Source organism: Streptomyces sp. SID3212, from assembly GCF_009865405.1.
GTDB lineage: Bacteria > Actinomycetota > Actinomycetes > Streptomycetales > Streptomycetaceae > Streptomyces.
Window position 1 is genome coordinate 1 of record NZ_WWJY01000483.1, and the last position, 15,437, is coordinate 15,437.

11 protein-coding genes and 2 pseudogenes are annotated in these 15,437 nt (G+C 71.7%); 10 read left to right on the top strand and 3 right to left on the bottom strand.

What is annotated here, in order from left to right; all coding sequences use genetic code 11:
* A pseudogene (locus tag GT042_RS14440) lies at nt 1-312 on the bottom strand (adenylosuccinate lyase); the annotation flags it as partial.
* A gap of 322 nt (nt 313-634) precedes the next feature.
* On the opposite strand from GT042_RS14440, the gene GT042_RS14445 reads away from it, so the two are divergent.
* From GT042_RS14445 to GT042_RS14490, 10 genes are all read left to right on the top strand, one after another.
* Nucleotides 635-2,440, top strand: coding sequence for a 3-hydroxyacyl-CoA dehydrogenase (locus GT042_RS14445; RefSeq protein ID WP_237530798.1), 1,806 nt, complete (start codon nt 635-637; stop codon nt 2,438-2,440).
* A gap of 108 nt (nt 2,441-2,548) precedes the next feature.
* Nucleotides 2,549-3,361 (top strand): TetR family transcriptional regulator, encoded by an 813-nt coding sequence (locus tag GT042_RS14450; protein WP_237530799.1) that lies wholly within the window; start codon nt 2,549-2,551, stop codon nt 3,359-3,361.
* A gap of 429 nt (nt 3,362-3,790) precedes the next feature.
* Nucleotides 3,791-5,167, top strand: coding sequence for a crotonyl-CoA carboxylase/reductase (gene ccrA, locus GT042_RS14455; RefSeq protein WP_161309114.1), 1,377 nt, complete (start codon nt 3,791-3,793; stop codon nt 5,165-5,167).
* Between the two features lies 1 nt (nt 5,168).
* Nucleotides 5,169-7,190, top strand: coding sequence for a protein meaA (locus tag GT042_RS14460; RefSeq protein ID WP_161309115.1), 2,022 nt, complete (start codon nt 5,169-5,171; stop codon nt 7,188-7,190).
* Nucleotides 7,187-8,176, top strand: a complete 990-nt coding sequence (locus tag GT042_RS14465; protein WP_161309116.1) for a CoA ester lyase — start codon at nt 7,187-7,189, stop codon at nt 8,174-8,176. The genes GT042_RS14460 and GT042_RS14465 overlap by 4 nt, the downstream gene beginning before the upstream one ends.
* A 3-nt stretch (nt 8,177-8,179) precedes the next feature.
* The gene (locus GT042_RS14470; protein WP_161309117.1) at nt 8,180-8,686 is read left to right on the top strand and encodes a MaoC family dehydratase; all 507 of its coding nucleotides are present in this window, start codon (nt 8,180-8,182) and stop codon (nt 8,684-8,686) included.
* A 3-nt stretch (nt 8,687-8,689) separates the two neighbouring features.
* Entirely contained in the window at nt 8,690-9,913 is a 1,224-nt protein-coding gene (locus tag GT042_RS14475) for an acyl-CoA dehydrogenase family protein (protein WP_161309118.1), read from the top strand.
* Nucleotides 9,914-10,093: 180 nt separating this feature from the next.
* Nucleotides 10,094-10,741 carry a phosphatidylserine decarboxylase gene (locus tag GT042_RS14480; protein WP_161309119.1) on the top strand — a complete coding sequence of 216 codons (648 nt, stop codon included), beginning with the start codon at nt 10,094-10,096 and terminating at the stop codon, nt 10,739-10,741.
* Complete coding sequence (gene pssA, locus GT042_RS14485) at nt 10,728-11,582, top strand: CDP-diacylglycerol--serine O-phosphatidyltransferase (protein ID WP_202532765.1); 855 nt, start codon at nt 10,728-10,730, stop codon at nt 11,580-11,582. The genes GT042_RS14480 and pssA overlap by 14 nt, the downstream gene beginning before the upstream one ends.
* Before the next feature lie 96 nt (nt 11,583-11,678).
* On the top strand, nt 11,679-13,703 hold the full coding sequence (locus tag GT042_RS14490) for an AMP-binding protein (RefSeq protein ID WP_161309121.1): 2,025 nt from the start codon (nt 11,679-11,681) through the stop codon (nt 13,701-13,703).
* A gap of 49 nt (nt 13,704-13,752) precedes the next feature.
* Here GT042_RS14490 and GT042_RS14495 read toward each other — a convergent pair whose 3' ends face one another.
* Together GT042_RS14495 and GT042_RS14500 are read right to left on the bottom strand one after the other, a co-directional pair.
* Nucleotides 13,753-14,478 (bottom strand): dienelactone hydrolase family protein, encoded by a 726-nt coding sequence (locus GT042_RS14495; RefSeq protein ID WP_161309122.1) that lies wholly within the window; start codon nt 14,476-14,478, stop codon nt 13,753-13,755.
* A 92-nt stretch (nt 14,479-14,570) separates the two neighbouring features.
* A pseudogene (locus GT042_RS14500) lies at nt 14,571-15,437 on the bottom strand (hypothetical protein); the annotation flags it as partial.

Sequence of the window (15,437 nt, forward strand, 5' to 3'; positions counted from 1 at the left end):
CAGGGCCGCCGCCGCACGGGCCGTGCGCGGGTCGGCCAGCCGCGCCAGCGCGTACGACGCGCTCACGCAGCGCTCCGGATCACGGTGGTTGAGCAGCAGCACCAGCGCCTCGAACGCCCGCCGGTCACCCCCGCACCCCAGCCGGAACGCGGCGATCTCCCGCGCCCACAGCGGCCGTTCGCGCTCCACGAGCACCCCGGCCAGTTCCTCCTGATCGCCGGTGGTCAGGAGCCGCTCGCACGCCGCGGACCCGCCCGACTCGTCCCGTACCCGGTCCGCGAGCGAGCGGAAGTCCTCATCCACGACGCTCATCCATGACGCTCATCCATGAGCCGAGGATAGGGGCCGGCCGCCCTCGATCCGGCCCGCACAGGTCTGGCGCGCTCGTTACCCGTCGGTTAACCTCAGATGAGCGGGAAACCCCCGCGACTCGCCTGGCCTGGTGACGCAGCCATCGCGAGTGCTGTCGGTTCCAGACAACGGCGCGGCTCCGGAACAGAGCCCGCCGCCCCTTTCAGCGACCCGCACCAGCCGCGCGCGCCGCAGCGCGTCGGCCCCTGCGGCGCACCGGGCACCCGTACGTGTGCCGTCGTGCCCCGCCCCCAGTCGTCACCCCCTCCCCCTGGAGTCCCTCATGGACATCCCCTCGGACACCCCTGACGCCATGACCCTCCCCACCGTCGCCGTGGTCGGCCTCGGCACCATGGGCACCGGCATCGCCGAGACCCTCGCCCGGGCCGGCCGCGAGGTCATCGGCATCGACATCAGCGACGCGGCCGCCGGCCGGGCCGTCGCCGCGATCGAGGCGTCCACCGCGCGGGCCGTCGAACGTGGCCGCCTCACGGAGGACGAGCGGCGCACGGTCCTCGCCCGCCTGCGCACCTTCTCCGACCTGCGCGCCGCCGCCGACGCCCCGCTCGTGATCGAGGTCGTCCCGGAGTCGTACGAGACCAAGCAGCAGGTGTTCCGCGAGCTGGACGGGATCGTCGGTCCCGGCACGATCCTCGCGACGGGCACGAACGCCCTGTCGGTGACCCGGCTGGCAGCGGACTCCGCGCACCCCGAGCGCGTCCTCGGCCTGCACTTCTTCAACCCGGCGCCCGCGATGAAGCTGGTCGAGGTGGTCTCCTCCGTCCTCACCTCGCCCCGGGCCGTCGAGGCGGTCACCGCCCTCGCCCGTGACCTGGGCAAGGAGCCCGTCGCCGTGGGCGACCGCCCGGGGTTCGTCGCGGACGGCCTGCTCTTCGGCTACCTCAACCAGGCCGCCGCCATGTACGAGTCCGGCTACGCCTCCCGCGCCGACATCGACGCCGCGATGCGGCTGGGCTGCGGCCTGCCGATGGGCCCGCTCGCCCTGCTCGACCTGATCGGGATCGACACCGCGCGCACGGTCCTGGAGGCGATGTACAGCGCGTCCCACGACCGGCTGCACGCCCCCGCCCCCGTCCTCGGCCAGCTCAGCCGGGCCGGGCTGACCGGCCGGAAGTCCGGGCGCGGCTTCTACACGTACGACGAGCCGGGCAGCGCCACCGCCGTGGCCGACGCCCTCACCCCGGCGGAGGGCACGGGCCCCGTCGCGGCCAGGACCGTCAGGTCCGTCGGCGTCGCGGGCTCGGGCACGATGGCGAGCGGGATCGCGGAGGTCTTCGCCAAGGCCGGGTTCGACGTGGTCCTGGCCGCCAGGAGCCCCGAGAAGGCCCAGGGTGCCAAGGACCGGACCGCCGCGTCCCTCGCCCGCTCGGTCACCAAGGGCCGGCTGACCGAGGAGGCCCGCGAGGAGACCCTCGCCCGGATCCGGACGGCGGGCACGCTCGACGCCTTCGCCGGGGTGGACCTCGCCGTCGAGGCGGTCGCCGAGGACCTGACGGTGAAGAGGCAGCTCTTCGGGACGCTCGACAAGGTCTGCCGCCCCGGCGCGGTCCTCGCCACGACCACCTCCTCCCTGCCGGTGATCGCCTGCGCCCGGGCGACCTCCCGCCCGCAGGACGTCGTCGGGATGCACTTCTTCAACCCGGCGCCCGCGATGAAGCTGGTCGAGGTGGTCCGTACCGTCCTGACCGCCGACGACGTCCGCGCCACCGCCCACGACGTCTGCGCCCGCCTCCGCAAACACCCGGTGGACTGCGGTGACCGGGCCGGGTTCATCGTGAACGCCCTGCTGTTCCCGTACCTCAACAACGCCGTGAAAATGGTCCAGGAGCACTACGCGACCCTCGACGACATCGACACCGCCATGAAGCTGGGCGGGGGCTACCCCATGGGCCCCTTCGAGTTGCTGGACGTGGTCGGTCTCGACGTCTCGCTGGCCATCGAGCGGGTGCTGCACCAGGAGTTCCGCGATCCGGGCCTGGCGCCCGCGCCGCTGCTGGAGCACCTGGTGGCGGCGGGCTGCCTGGGCCGCAAGTCGGGCCGGGGCTTCCGCGAGCACCTCCGCCGCTGAGCGCGAACGACTCTGCCGCTGAGCGCGCACCGCTCTGCCGCTGACCAGCGGATCGCGGGTGCGCGCCTGCGGGCGCGCTCCCCCGTGCGGATGCAGTACGTTCACCTCATGTCGCCGTCCGCCAAGCCGTCCCGTACGAACCCCAGCCCCGACGTCCCCGAGAGCGCCTCGGGGACGAAGGCCGCCGCGCAGCGGCTGAAGATGCGCCGTGAGCTGGCCGCCGCGGCCATGGAGCTGTTCGCGACCAAGGGGTACGAGGCGACGACGGTCGACGAGATCGCCGCCGCGGCCGGGGTGGCCCGCAGGACGTTCTTCCGGCACTTCCGGTCCAAGGAAGAGGCGATCTTCCCCGACCACGACGACACGCTCGTCCGGGCGGAGGCGGTCCTCAACGCCGCGCCGTCCCACGAGCACCCGATCGACACGATCTGCCGGGGCATCAAGGAAGTCATGCGGATGTACGCGGCCTCGCCCGCGGTCTCCGTGGAGCGCTACCGCCTCACCCGCGAGGTGCCGACCCTCCGCGAGCGGGAGATCGCCTCGGTGGCCCGCTACGAGCGGCTGTTCACGCGCTATCTGCTGGGCCACTTCGACGAGCTGGACCACACCGACGGCAACGACGACCCGCTGCTGGCGGAGGTGGCCGCGTCCGCCGTCGTCACGGCGCACAACCACGTGCTGCGGCGGTGGCTGCGGGCCGGCGGCCAGGGGGACGTGGAGGCGCAGCTCGACCACGCCTTCGCGATCGTGCGTGACACGTTCGGCCCGGGGATCGGCGCGGGCCTGTCGATGGGCGGCAAGCCCGAGCGCCCGGCGGTCACAGCCCGTACCGGCGGAGACGTCCTGGTGACCGTGGCGCACACCGACGCGCCGCTGGACGAGGTCATGCGGACGATCAAGCGGGCACTGAAGGACGCGTAGCGCGAGCGGGCACCCCCCAGAAGCGGGAACCCACGAGCGGGCACCCCGCGAGCGGGCACCCCGCGAGCGGCGACCCGCCGAGCGGGCGTCCGTAAAGGCACCCCGCCTCACGTTCGACCGTACATTCCCCTCACCCGGCTGATATTCACCGCATTCCGGGCGGTAGGTATGGCTCATGCGTGCCATGAGGCTGACAAGTGAGAGAAAAACCTGGCACCCAGTGCCTTGCCAGCTGTCACACCGTGCCATACGTTGAAGGTGTCCGGCTGTTCCCGCAAGCCTTCGCGCTTGTGGCCCGGACGCCTGCGTCACAGGCACCCTCGCGCCCACCCGGCGCCGCTCAGCAGCACCCAGCACCCCGTCAGGCCCGAGGCCACACCTCGGAAGGCGACGTCCCACACCACTCCCAGCTTCGCCGGAGGCACCACCGTGAAGGACATCCTGGACGCCATCCAGTCGCCGGACTCCACGCCCGCCGACTTCGCCGCACTGCCCCTCCCCGACTCGTACCGCGCCGTGACCGTGCACAAGGACGAGACGGAGATGTTCGCCGGCCTTCCCACCGCCGAGAAGGACCCGCGCGAATCCCTGCACCTCGACGACGTTCCCGTGCCCGAACTCGGCCCCGGTGAGGCCCTCGTGGCCGTCATGGCCAGCTCGGTGAACTACAACTCCGTCTGGACCTCCATCTTCGAGCCGATGGCGACCTTCGGTTTCCTGGAGCGGTACGGCAAACTCAGCGACCTCGCGCGCCGCCACGACCTGCCGTACCACGTCATCGGCTCCGACCTGGCGGGCGTCGTGCTGCGCACCGGACCCGGCGTCAACTCCTGGCGCCCCGGCGACGAGGTGGTCGCCCACTGCCTCTCCGTCGAGCTGGAGAGCTCGGACGGCCACAACGACACCATGCTCGACCCCGAGCAGCGGATCTGGGGCTTCGAGACCAACTTCGGCGGCCTGGCCGAGATCGCGCTGGTGAAGTCCAACCAGCTGATGCCCAAACCCCAGCACCTCAGCTGGGAGGAGGCGGCGGCCCCCGGGCTCGTCAACTCCACCGCGTACCGGCAGCTCGTCTCGCGCAACGGCGCGGCGATGAAGCAGGGCGACAACGTGCTGATCTGGGGGGCGAGCGGCGGACTCGGCTCGTACGCCACCCAGTTCGCGCTCGCGGGCGGCGCCAACCCGATCTGTGTCGTCTCCAGCGACCGGAAGGCGGAGCTGTGCCGGCGGATGGGCGCCGAGGCGATCATCGACCGCTCCGCCGAGGGCTACACGTTCTGGCCGGACGAACACCACCAGGACCCGCGCGAGTGGAAGCGGTTCGGCAAGCGCATCCGCGAACTGACCGGCGGCGAGGACGTGGACATCGTCTTCGAGCACCCGGGACGCGAGACCTTCGGCGCGAGTGTGTACGTCACCCGCAAGGGCGGCACGATCGTCACCTGCGCCTCCACCTCGGGCTTCACCCACGAGTACGACAACCGCTACCTGTGGATGTCGCTCAAGCGGATCGTCGGCTCGCACTTCGCCAACTACCGCGAGGCGTGGGAGGCCAACCGGCTGGTCGCCAAGGGCAGGATCCACCCCACCCTGTCGAAGGTGTACGCCCTGGAGGACACCGGCCAGGCCGCGTACGACGTCCACCGCAACCGCCACCAGGGCAAGGTCGGCGTCCTGGCACTGGCCCCCGCCGAAGGCCTCGGGGTGCGCGACGAGGAGCTGCGCGCGCGGCACCTCGACGCCATCAACCTGTTCCGCGACGACGTGCGGGCGCAGCCGCTCGCCGCGCACGGCGGGGTCCACTGACATGGCGCGGCGCCCGAAGGACCGGCCCTGGCTCATGCGGACGTACGCGGGCCACTCCACGGCCGAGGCGTCCAACGCGCTCTACCGCCGCAACCTCGCCAAGGGGCAGACGGGCCTCTCCGTCGCGTTCGACCTGCCCACCCAGACCGGCTACGACCCCGACCACGTCCTGGCGCGCGGCGAGGTGGGCCGGGTCGGGGTGCCCGTCTCGCACCTCGGCGACATGCGGCGGCTGTTCGAGGACATCCCCCTGGAGCGTACGAACACCTCGATGACCATCAACGCCACCGCGATGTGGCTGCTGGCGCTCTACCAGGTGGTCGCCGACGAGCAGGGCGCGGACGTGTCGCTGCTCCAGGGGACGACGCAGAACGACATCGTCAAGGAGTACCTCTCGCGCGGGACCCACGTCTTCCCGCCCGTGCCGAGCCTGCGCCTGACGACCGACATGATCACGTACACGGTCCACCACCTCCCCCGGTGGAACCCGATCAACATCTGCAGCTACCACCTCCAGGAGGCCGGGGCCACCCCCGTCCAGGAGATCGCGTACGCGATGTCGACCGCGATCGCCGTGCTGGACGCGGTGTTCGCGTCGGGACGGATTCCCGGCGACCGCAGGGGCGAGGTGGTGGGCCGCATCTCCTTCTTCGTGAACGCGGGCGTCCGCTTCGTCGAGGAGATGTGCAAGATGCGGGCCTTCTCCCGCATCTGGGACCGGGTGACCCGGGAGCGGTACGGCATCGAGGACGCGAAGCAGCGGCGCTTCCGGTACGGCGTCCAGGTCAACTCCCTCGGGCTGACCGAGGCGCAGCCGGAGAACAACGTCCAGCGGATCGTCCTGGAGATGCTGGCCGTCACGCTGTCCAAGGACGCGCGCGCCCGCGCCGTACAGCTGCCGGCCTGGAACGAGGCGCTGGGGCTGCCGCGGCCGTGGGACCAGCAATGGTCGCTGCGCATCCAGCAGGTGCTGGCGCACGAGTCGGACCTGCTGGAGTACCCCGACCTCTTCGAGGGCTCGCACGTGGTCGAGGCCGAGGTGAAGGCCCTGGTGGCGGAGAGCCTCGCCGAGATGGACCGGATCGAGGCGATGGGCGGCGCGATGGCGGCCGTGGAGTCCGGCTATCTCAAGTCGGAGCTGGTGTCCTCGCACGCGGCCCGGCGCGCCCGGATCGAGTCGGGCGAGGAGCGGATCGTCGGGGTCAACTGCTACGAGTCGACCGAGCCCAGCCCGCTCACCGCCGACCTGGACACGGCGATCATGACGGTCGATCCGGCGAACGAGGCACGGGTGGTGGCGGCGCTGGACGCCTGGCGGGCGGCCCGGGACGAGGAGCGGGCGACCGCCTCGGTGGCCGCCCTGGTCACCGCCGCCGAGGGTACCGGCAACCTGATGGAGGCGACGGTCGCGTGCGCGCGGGCCGGGGTGACGACCGGCGAGTGGGCGCAGGCGCTGCGGGGCGTGTTCGGCGAGTTCCGCGCCCCGACGGGGGTGGGCGGCGCGCCGGTCGCGGTGAGCGCCGAGAGCGGCACCCCGCTGGCCGCCGTACGGGACAGGGTGACGCGTACGGCCGTGGAACTGGGCTCGGGGCGGCTGCGGTTGCTGGTGGGCAAGCCGGGGCTGGACGGCCACTCCAACGGCGCCGAGCAGATCGCCGTACGGGCCAGGGACGCCGGCTTCGAAGTGGTCTACCAGGGCATCCGGCTGACCCCCGAACAGATCGTGGACGCCGCGCTCGCCGAGGACGTGCACTGCGTCGGCCTGTCGATCCTGTCCGGCTCGCACGCGGCGCTCGTGCCCGACGTGCTCGTACGGCTGCGGCAGGCGGGCGCCGGGGAGATCCCGGTCGTCGTCGGCGGGATCATCCCGGGCGCCGACGCCGCCGCGCTGCGCGAGGCCGGGGTGGCCGCCGTCTTCACCCCGAAGGACTTCGGTATCACCGAGATCATCGGTCGTATCGTCGACGAGATCCGTACGGCGAACAAGCTCGGCCCGCTCGACCCCTTGGAGGTCTCCGCATGACAGCCCCAGCGATCCCCCCGACCGAGGTCCCCGTGAACCGGCTGCGCCCGCGCCGCTCGTGCCTCGCCGTACCGGGCTCGAACCCGCGGTTCCTGGAGAAGGCCCAGGGGCTGGCGGCCGACCAGGTCTTCCTGGACCTGGAGGACGCGTGCGCGCCGCTCGCCAAGGAGGGCGCCCGGCACACCATCGTGGACGCGCTCAACAAGGGTGACTGGACGGGCAAGATCCGGGTCGTCCGGGTGAACGACTGGACGACCCACTGGACGTACCGCGACGTCGTCACGGTGGTCGAGGGCGCGGGCCACAATCTCGACTGCCTGATGCTGCCGAAGGTCCAGGACGCGCAGCAGATCGTCGCCCTCGACCTGCTGCTGACCCAGATCGAGAAGACGATGGGCTTCGAGGTCGGGAAGATCGGCATCGAGGCGCAGATCGAGAACGCGAAGGGCCTGGTGAACGTGGACGCGATCGCCGCCGCCTCACCCCGGCTGGAGACCATCGTCTTCGGCCCGGCGGACTTCATGGCGTCGATCAACATGAAGACCCTCGTGGTCGGGCAGCAGCCCCCCGGCTACGGCGCGGACGCCTACCACTACATCCTGATGCGCATCCTGATGGCGGCCCGGACCCACGATCTCCAGGCGATCGACGGTCCGTACCTCCAGATCCGGGACGTGGACGCGTTCCGCGAGGTGGCGGGGCGGGCCGCCGCGCTCGGCTACGACGGCAAGTGGGTGCTGCACCCGGGCCAGATCGACGCGGCCAACGAGATCTTCTCGCCCGCGCAGGAGGACTACGACCACGCCGAGCTGATCCTCGACGCGTACGACCACGCCACGTCGGAGGCGGGCGGCAAGAAGGGGTCGGCGATGCTCGGCGACGAGATGATCGACGAGGCGAGCCGCAAGATGGCGCTGGTGATCGCGGGCAAGGGGCGGGCGGCCGGGATGACCCGTACCACCGCGTTCGAGATCCCGGAGGGGTGAACGATGCGGTTCGGACGCACCTTTGAGGAGTTCGAGGTCGGCGCCGTCTACAAGCACTGGCCGGGCAAGACGGTGACCGAGTACGACGACCATCTCTTCTGCCTGCTCACCATGAACCACCACCCCCTGCACCTCGACAGCAACTACGCGGAGAAGACCACGGACTTCGGCAGGAACGTCGTGGTGGGGAACTACGTCTACTCGCTGCTGCTGGGGATGTCGGTGCCCGACGTCTCCGGCAAGGCGATCGCCAATCTGGAGGTCGAGTCGCTGCGGCACGTGGCGCCGACCTTCCACGGCGACACGCTGTACGGCGAGACGACGGTGCTGGCCACCACCCCGTCCCGGTCGAAGAGCGACCGCGGGGTCGTGTACGTGGAGACGAAGGGCTACACGCAGGACGGCACGGTGGTGTGTGTGTTCCGCCGCAAGGTGATGGTGCCGACGCAGACCTACATCGACCAGCGCGGCGGCGAGCAGCCCGGCCGCCCGGAGCCCCGGGAGCAGTGAGAGATGAGCCGACTCGCCCAGACAGCCGGACTGACCGACGTCCAGCGGGAGATCCTGGCGACCGTCAGGGACTTCACCGACAAGGAGATCCTGCCGGTCGCCACCGAGCTGGAACACCGCGACGAGTACCCGACGCACATCGTCGAGGGCCTCAAGGAACTCGGCCTGTTCGGGCTGATGATCCCCGAGGAGTACGGCGGCCTGGGTGAGTCCCTCCTCACGTACGCGCTGTGCGTGGAGGAGATCGCCCGGGGCTGGATGTCGGTGTCGGGGATCATCAACACCCACTTCATCGTGGCGTACCTGCTGGAGCGGTACGGCACCGACGAGCAGAAGGACACGTTCCTGCCGAGGATGGCGCTGGGCGAGGTGCGCGGGGCGTTCTCGATGTCCGAGCCGGCCCTGGGCTCCGACGTGTCCGCCATCACGTCCAAGGGCGTCAGGGACGGCGACGTGTACGTCCTGAACGGCCAGAAGATGTGGCTCACCAACGGGGGTACGTCCACACTCGTCGCGGTGTTGTGCCGCACCGACGAGGCGCGCCCTGAGGGCACACCGGCCACACCGCCCCCACCGCCGCACCGCTCGATGACCACGTTCCTGGTGGAGAAGGAGCCCGGGTTCGGTGTGGTGCGCCCCGGGCTCACCATCCCCGGGAAGATCGACAAGATGGGGTACAAGGGCGTCGACACCACCGAGCTCATCATGGACGGACTGCGCATTCCGGCCAATCGGGTCCTCGGCGGCACCACCGGCCGTGGGTTTTACCAAATGATGGACGGGGTCGAGATCGGCCGGGTGAACGTCGCCGCGCGGGGATGCGGCGTGGCCAGGCGCGCCTTCGAGCTGGGTATCGCGTACGCCCAGCAGCGCCACACGTTCGGCAAGCCGATCGCCCAGCACCAGGCCATCCAGTTCAAGCTGGCCGAAATGGCCACCAAGGTCGAAGCGGCGCATGCGATGATGGTCAACGCGGCACGCAAAAAGGACTCCGGGGAACGAAACGACCTGGAGGCAGGGATGGCGAAGTACCTCGCGTCCGAATACTGCAAGGAAGTCGTCGAGGACGCCTTCCGGATCCACGGCGGGTACGGCTTCTCCAAGGAGTACGAGATCGAGCGCCTGTACCGCGAGGCGCCGATGCTGCTGATCGGCGAAGGTACCGCCGAGATCCAGAAAATGATCATTGGCCGCCGACTGCTGGAGGAGTATCCAATCCAGGGCTGATTGTCTCTTTTGAGCCGATTTCGCCGCGAAGAAGATCACACCCTGTTGTCCTCTGCCGCTGGCTTCAAGCCGCTCGACTCGACTGCTGGCTTGCTCAGTTGCTCCTCGCAACCGATACCATCGTTGTAAAGCCGCCGTCCCCCGTTGCCAGCGCGGCATCATCCGCTACGAAGGTCATCCATGCCCCACAGCCAAACCTCTGCACCACGCGGCCGGGTCCGCCTCGCGCGCGGAGCATCGCCGTGGCTTCTGCCGACCGTCGCCACCGCCGCGATCAGCCTGGTCAGGGCGCGCCACTCGCGGCGCGCCGCCGTTCTCGCCGTACCCGCCACCGCTCTCGCGGCGGGCATGCTGTGGTTCTTCCGCGACCCCGAGCGGGAGATCACCCAGGCCCGGGTCATCTCGCCGGCCGACGGAGTGGTGCAGAGCATCATGCCGTGGAAGGACGGGCGCACCCGGGTCGCGATCTTCATGAGCCCGCTGAACGTCCATGTGAACCGCGCCCCCCTCGCGGGCACGGTGACATCGGTCGAGCACATCCCGGGCGGGTTCGTCCCGGCGTTCAACAAGGAGAGCGAGAACAACGAGCGCGTTGTCTGGCACTTCGACACCGAGCTGGGCGACATCGAGATGGTGCAGATCGCGGGCGCTGTGGCCCGCCGCATCGTCCCGTACCTCCCCCAGGGCACCAAGGTGGAACAGGGCGAGCGCATCGGCCTCATCCGTTTCGGCTCACGCGTCGACATCTACCTTCCGGAAGGTGTCGATGTCGCCGTCGAGGTCGGTCAGACCACGACCGCAGGGGTGACTCGAATTGACCGTGATTGATCCTGAGACGCAGGCCGGCTGGGCCGCCGAGGCCCAGGCGGAGGACGACGCGGAGGACATGCCGCTGTCGATGAGACTGTCGATAGCGGACACCCTCACTCTCGGTAACGCCACGTGCGGCTTCATGGCGGTGTACTTCACCACCACCGGCATCCTGATCCCGCACCTCACGGGCAGCGACGAGAGCGGCATGGCGCGGCACTCCGCCGCCACGGCCGTGATCCTCATGCTCTGCGCGGCGATCTTCGACCTGTTCGACGGGCTGGTGGCGCGCAAGCTCCGCAGTTCGCCGATGGGCGCGGAGCTGGACAACCTCTCCGACCTGATCAGCTTCGGCCTCGCACCGGCGTACTTCGTGCTGGTGTACGGCATGGTCGCGGACGACGCGCATCAGCGGGTCTCGGCGCTGGCGGCGATCGTGGTCCTGCTGGCGGTGGTGCTCAGGCTGGCCAGATTCTCCTGTGTGACGATCAGGGACGGCATGTTCCAGGGCATGCCGAGCCCGTTCGGCGCGCTGACGGTCATCTCGATCGTGCTGCTGGAGCTGCCCTTCGTACCGACGCTGCTCGCGATCATCGGGGTGGCGTGGCTGATGGTGAGCCGGGTCGAGTACCCGAAGCCGCGGGGTGTGCTCGCGGTGGCGATGCTCAGCTGGATCGTGGTCTCGATGGGGCTGCTGGCGGCCTGGGCGTTCGACGCGCCGGGCGGGCAGCTGCTGCTCCAGACCGGGTGTGCGCTCCAGGTGGTGACGGGAGCGGTGATTCCGCTCTTCGCCACGGCGCGGCGGGTGAACACGTTCCGCGACAACCGCCGTGAGGCGCGGGCGGCCCAGCTGCCGTAGCGGTACGCATTCGTACGGAAAGGGCCCGGGTGCTTTCGGCACCCGGGCCCTTTCGCGCCCTTCCTCACCCCTGTGACGGTCTGGGATCATCAGCGGATGGTAGGGGGATCGATACATCAGCTGTTCGAAGATCACGTCCGCCGGGCGCCGGAGCGGACGGCGCTGATCGCCGGGCCGACCCGGCTCACGTACGGGGAGCTGGACGCGGCGGCCGGCCGGCTGGCGGCCCGCCTGTCCGTGACGGAGGGACTTCCGCCGTCGGGAGCGACCCTGGCCGTCGCCACGGACCGGGTGCCGGATGTGGTGGTGGCGATGCTGGCGGTGCTGAAGGCGGGGCACGCGTACACGGTGATCGCGCCGGACACGCCGCGCCGGGAGATCCGGCGGCGGCTGGAGGCCGTTCGGGCGGGGGCCGTCCTGACTCACCGGGCGCTGTCGGCGGGGGTGGACGAGGGCGGGCGGCCCGCGGTGCTGCTGGACGAGGAGGACGTCCCGGAGGACCGGCGGGTCTCGGCCGACGGGGCCGGCCGTGCCGACGGCGTATCCGGGGCCCTGACGTCCGGCGCGGGCGGGGGCGTGAGCGTGGGCGACGGGGCACAAGGCGCGGCCACTGTCCTGTTCACCGCCGGGACCACCGGTGAGGCGAGGCCGGGCGCGTGCGGGCACGGGCTGCTGCGTGCGGCGCACGCTGCCTGGGCCGGGGTCCTCGGGCTGACGCCTGAGGACCGGCTGCTGACGCTCGCGCGGCCGGAGACGACCGAGTTCACCGGCGCGTGGATACGGGCGCTGTGCTCGGGCGCGACGCTGGTCCTCGGCGAGGGGGCGCGGGAGGTCGCGGCGGCCGGGTGGACCGACGGCGGATCTGCTGCCGGCGGGCAGCCGGATGTCGCCGGATCCCACGCCGCCGGATCCCACACCGCGGGGCATCTCGCCCTGGCAGAGCGGGTCACCGTCGCCGAGGTGGGTCCGGCGGGGGCCGTCCGGCTGGTGGAGGGTGAGCTGCCCGAGTTGCGGCTGCTGCTCGTCGGTGGCGAGCCGCTGTCCCTCGGTGGACAGCTCCGGCTCCAGGGTCTCCTTCCGGTACCGGACGCCCGGGTGCTCGTGATGTACGGGACCGCCGAGGTGGCCGGTTGTGGCACGTGGTTCGAGCCCGGGCAGCTGGCGGGCCCTGTGGCACGTCCGGAGCGGGCCGCGTATCTCGGGGTGCCGTTCCCCGGCTGCGCGGCGGAGGTGCGCAAGGGGGAGATCTGGCTGACGCCGCCCGGCGGCGGGGACGCCGTGCCGACCGGGGACGTGGGGCGGCGGGAGACGGACGGGCCGCTGGAGTTCCGGGGGCGGCTGGACCAGCGCGTCACGATCGCGGGCCGGACGGTCGACACGTACCGGATCGAGGCCGCGCTCGCCGGTCACCCGGAGGTCGAGGCGGCCGTGGTCACGGGTGAGCAGGGCCGTACCGGACAGCGGATTGTCGCCTTCGTCGTACCGGCCGAGGGCGCCACCCCGACGGTCGCGTCCCTGCGGGCCGGGCTGTCGGGTCTGGTCCCGGCGGGCGACCTGCCCGACCTGGTGGTCCGGCTGCGCGCGCTGCCGAGGAACGCGGCGGGGAAGGTCGACCGGGGCGCCCTGCCGCTGCCACCGTCGGCCGGGGCCCACCGGGCGGTCGGGAAGGGAGGCAGCGGCGGCGAGAGTGTGCCGGGCCATCTCGTGGTGGGCGCCCTCGTGGGAGTCGTCGCCTTCTTCCTGTCCTTCGCCCTGACCGATGTCTTCTGGCCGGGCGCCACGGACAGGACCGGGATCCCGGGACCGTGGAGCGGCCTCTTCGGACTGCTGTACGTCGTCGAGGGCGTGGCCTTCGGCGTGGGGGCCGGGTTCCTGCTCGCGGGGCGGCGCGGGATGGTCCGGCGGGGCGGTCCCGGCACGCTGACCACCCTGGCGCACCTGGCGGTCGTCTGGCTCCTGGTGGCCTGGTGGCCGCAGGACAACTTCTACCGCCTGGCCGCCAAACGCGACTGGGAGCGCCAGGCCGCGCTCGTCTACTCCTTCAACGTGCCGCTCATGCTGGCGGCGGCGATCGTGGCGCTGTGGGCGGTACGGCGGTCGGCGGGGGCTCCGAAGACCTGAGCCCGGCCCTCACCCACGAGCCGCCGACCGGATCACTCCGTCGACCGGATCACTCCGTCAGGGGCAGGCACTCGGTGAGCAGGCCGATGACGTCGTGCCAGGCGCGCCGCGCGTGCTCCGGATGGTGGCCGACGCCGGGCACCGTGGGGTGGTCCACCGGCGGGTGGTGGAAGGCGTGCAGGGCGCCGCCGTAGACGACGAGGCGCCAGTCGACGCCCGCGGCCCGCATCTCGGCGGTGAACGCGTCCCGTTGCGCGGGCGGCATGATCGGGTCCTCCGACCCGACCCCGGCCCACACCGGGCAGCGGATGCGCGCGGTCTCGCCCGGTCGGCCCGTGGTCAGTGCGTTGAGTGTGCCGATCGCGCGCAGGTCGACGCCGTCGCGCCCCAGTTCCAGCGCGACGGCACCGCCGGTGCCGTAGCCGACGGCGGCGATCCGGCCGGGGTCGGTGCGCGGTTCGGCGCGCAAGACGTCGAGTGCGGCGTGGCCGATGCCCCGCATCCGGTCGGGGTCGGCGAGCAGCGGCAGACAACGGGCCAGCATCTCGTCCGGGTCGCCCACATAACGCCCGCCGTGGAGGTCGAAGGCCAGCGCCACGTAGCCCAGTTCGGCGAGCGCGTCGGCCCGGCGGCGCTCGACGTCGCTGAGCCCCGGGCCTTCGGGTCCGAGCAGCACCGCGGGCCGGCGGTCGACGCCGGCCGGGACCGCGAGGTGCCCGATCATCGTCAGGCCGTCGGCCGGGTACGCGACCGAGCGCGTGGTGATCGTCGTCATGAGACGGGACCATAGTGATCGCCGAGGCCGGCCGGGCCGGTGTTCTCCGCCGGCGGAACCGCGCGGAAGTGCCTCTCCGGTACCTGCCCCGCTCACCCCGGGGTGGTGAACATCCGGCCGAGGTCATGGGCCGCGGTACGGACCAGCTCCTCGGCCGTGTCCAGGGCGCCGGGCGTCCGGGCGGCCAGGAGCACCCCCAGCCAGGGGGCCGGTTCGAAGGCCGCGGTGGGGATGGACGGGAGCAGGACCGTGCCGGTCGCCCGGCAGCGGGCGGTCAGGTCGGTCAGCCAGCCGATGAGTTCCGCGTCGGGCAGGCGGGCTCCCAGGGGGATCTGATCCACCGCGCGCACCACGTGGGTGCCGCCTCTCGTCTCGTCCAGGCGGGCCTTCGCCATGAAGGCCACCGAGGGGCCGGTGAGCCGGAGGTTGATCTCCGTGGGGGCCAGGCGGCCCCCGGGCGCGGCGACGAAGTCGACGTCGTACCAGCCCCGGTAGCCGTCCGCGGCCAGTTCCCGGCCCACGGCTTCGCCGAAGGTACGTGCGACCGCTTCCACCCGGTCGGACACGGCTCCCGGGCCCACCGTCACACCCTGGTAGGCCGTGCCACGTACGTCCATCGCGCCGACGCCGACGGTGTGCACCCCGCCCGCCGCGTCCACCACCCCGTCGTACGTCGGATCGCCGGGGGACGTGGTGTCGGTCAGGTACTCCTCCACCAGGAGGGGTCCGGCCGGCAGCGTGCGCAGCGCGGACACCAGGTGGCGTGGGGACGTGATCACTCGGGTGCCCGAACCTCCCACGCCGTGCTCGGTCTTGAGGACGCTGGCCGCCCCGGAGAGTGATCGCGTGACGATCCGCCGTGCGGCGGCGGCGCGGCCGGGGACGGGCCACTGCGCGGGGACGGTGATGCGCGGGTGGGCGGGGGCCAGTGCGGTGAAGAGCGCGTGGGACGCCCGCTT

What these genes read in the sequence shown, in the direction of transcription:
- GT042_RS14445 (WP_237530798.1), top strand. Translation starts at nt 635, where the DNA reads ATGGACATCCCCTCGGACACCCCTGACGCCATGACCCTCCCCACCGTC.
- GT042_RS14490 (WP_161309121.1), top strand. Translation starts at nt 11,679, where the DNA reads ATGGTAGGGGGATCGATACATCAGCTGTTCGAAGATCACGTCCGCCGG.
- GT042_RS14495 (WP_161309122.1), bottom strand. Translation starts at nt 14,478, where the DNA reads ATGACGACGATCACCACGCGCTCGGTCGCGTACCCGGCCGACGGCCTG.
- GT042_RS14450 (WP_237530799.1), top strand. Translation starts at nt 2,549, where the DNA reads ATGTCGCCGTCCGCCAAGCCGTCCCGTACGAACCCCAGCCCCGACGTC.
- GT042_RS14465 (WP_161309116.1), top strand. Translation starts at nt 7,187, where the DNA reads ATGACAGCCCCAGCGATCCCCCCGACCGAGGTCCCCGTGAACCGGCTG.
- GT042_RS14480 (WP_161309119.1), top strand. Translation starts at nt 10,094, where the DNA reads ATGCCCCACAGCCAAACCTCTGCACCACGCGGCCGGGTCCGCCTCGCG.
- GT042_RS14475 (WP_161309118.1), top strand. Translation starts at nt 8,690, where the DNA reads ATGAGCCGACTCGCCCAGACAGCCGGACTGACCGACGTCCAGCGGGAG.
- GT042_RS14470 (WP_161309117.1), top strand. Translation starts at nt 8,180, where the DNA reads ATGCGGTTCGGACGCACCTTTGAGGAGTTCGAGGTCGGCGCCGTCTAC.
- GT042_RS14460 (WP_161309115.1), top strand. Translation starts at nt 5,169, where the DNA reads ATGGCGCGGCGCCCGAAGGACCGGCCCTGGCTCATGCGGACGTACGCG.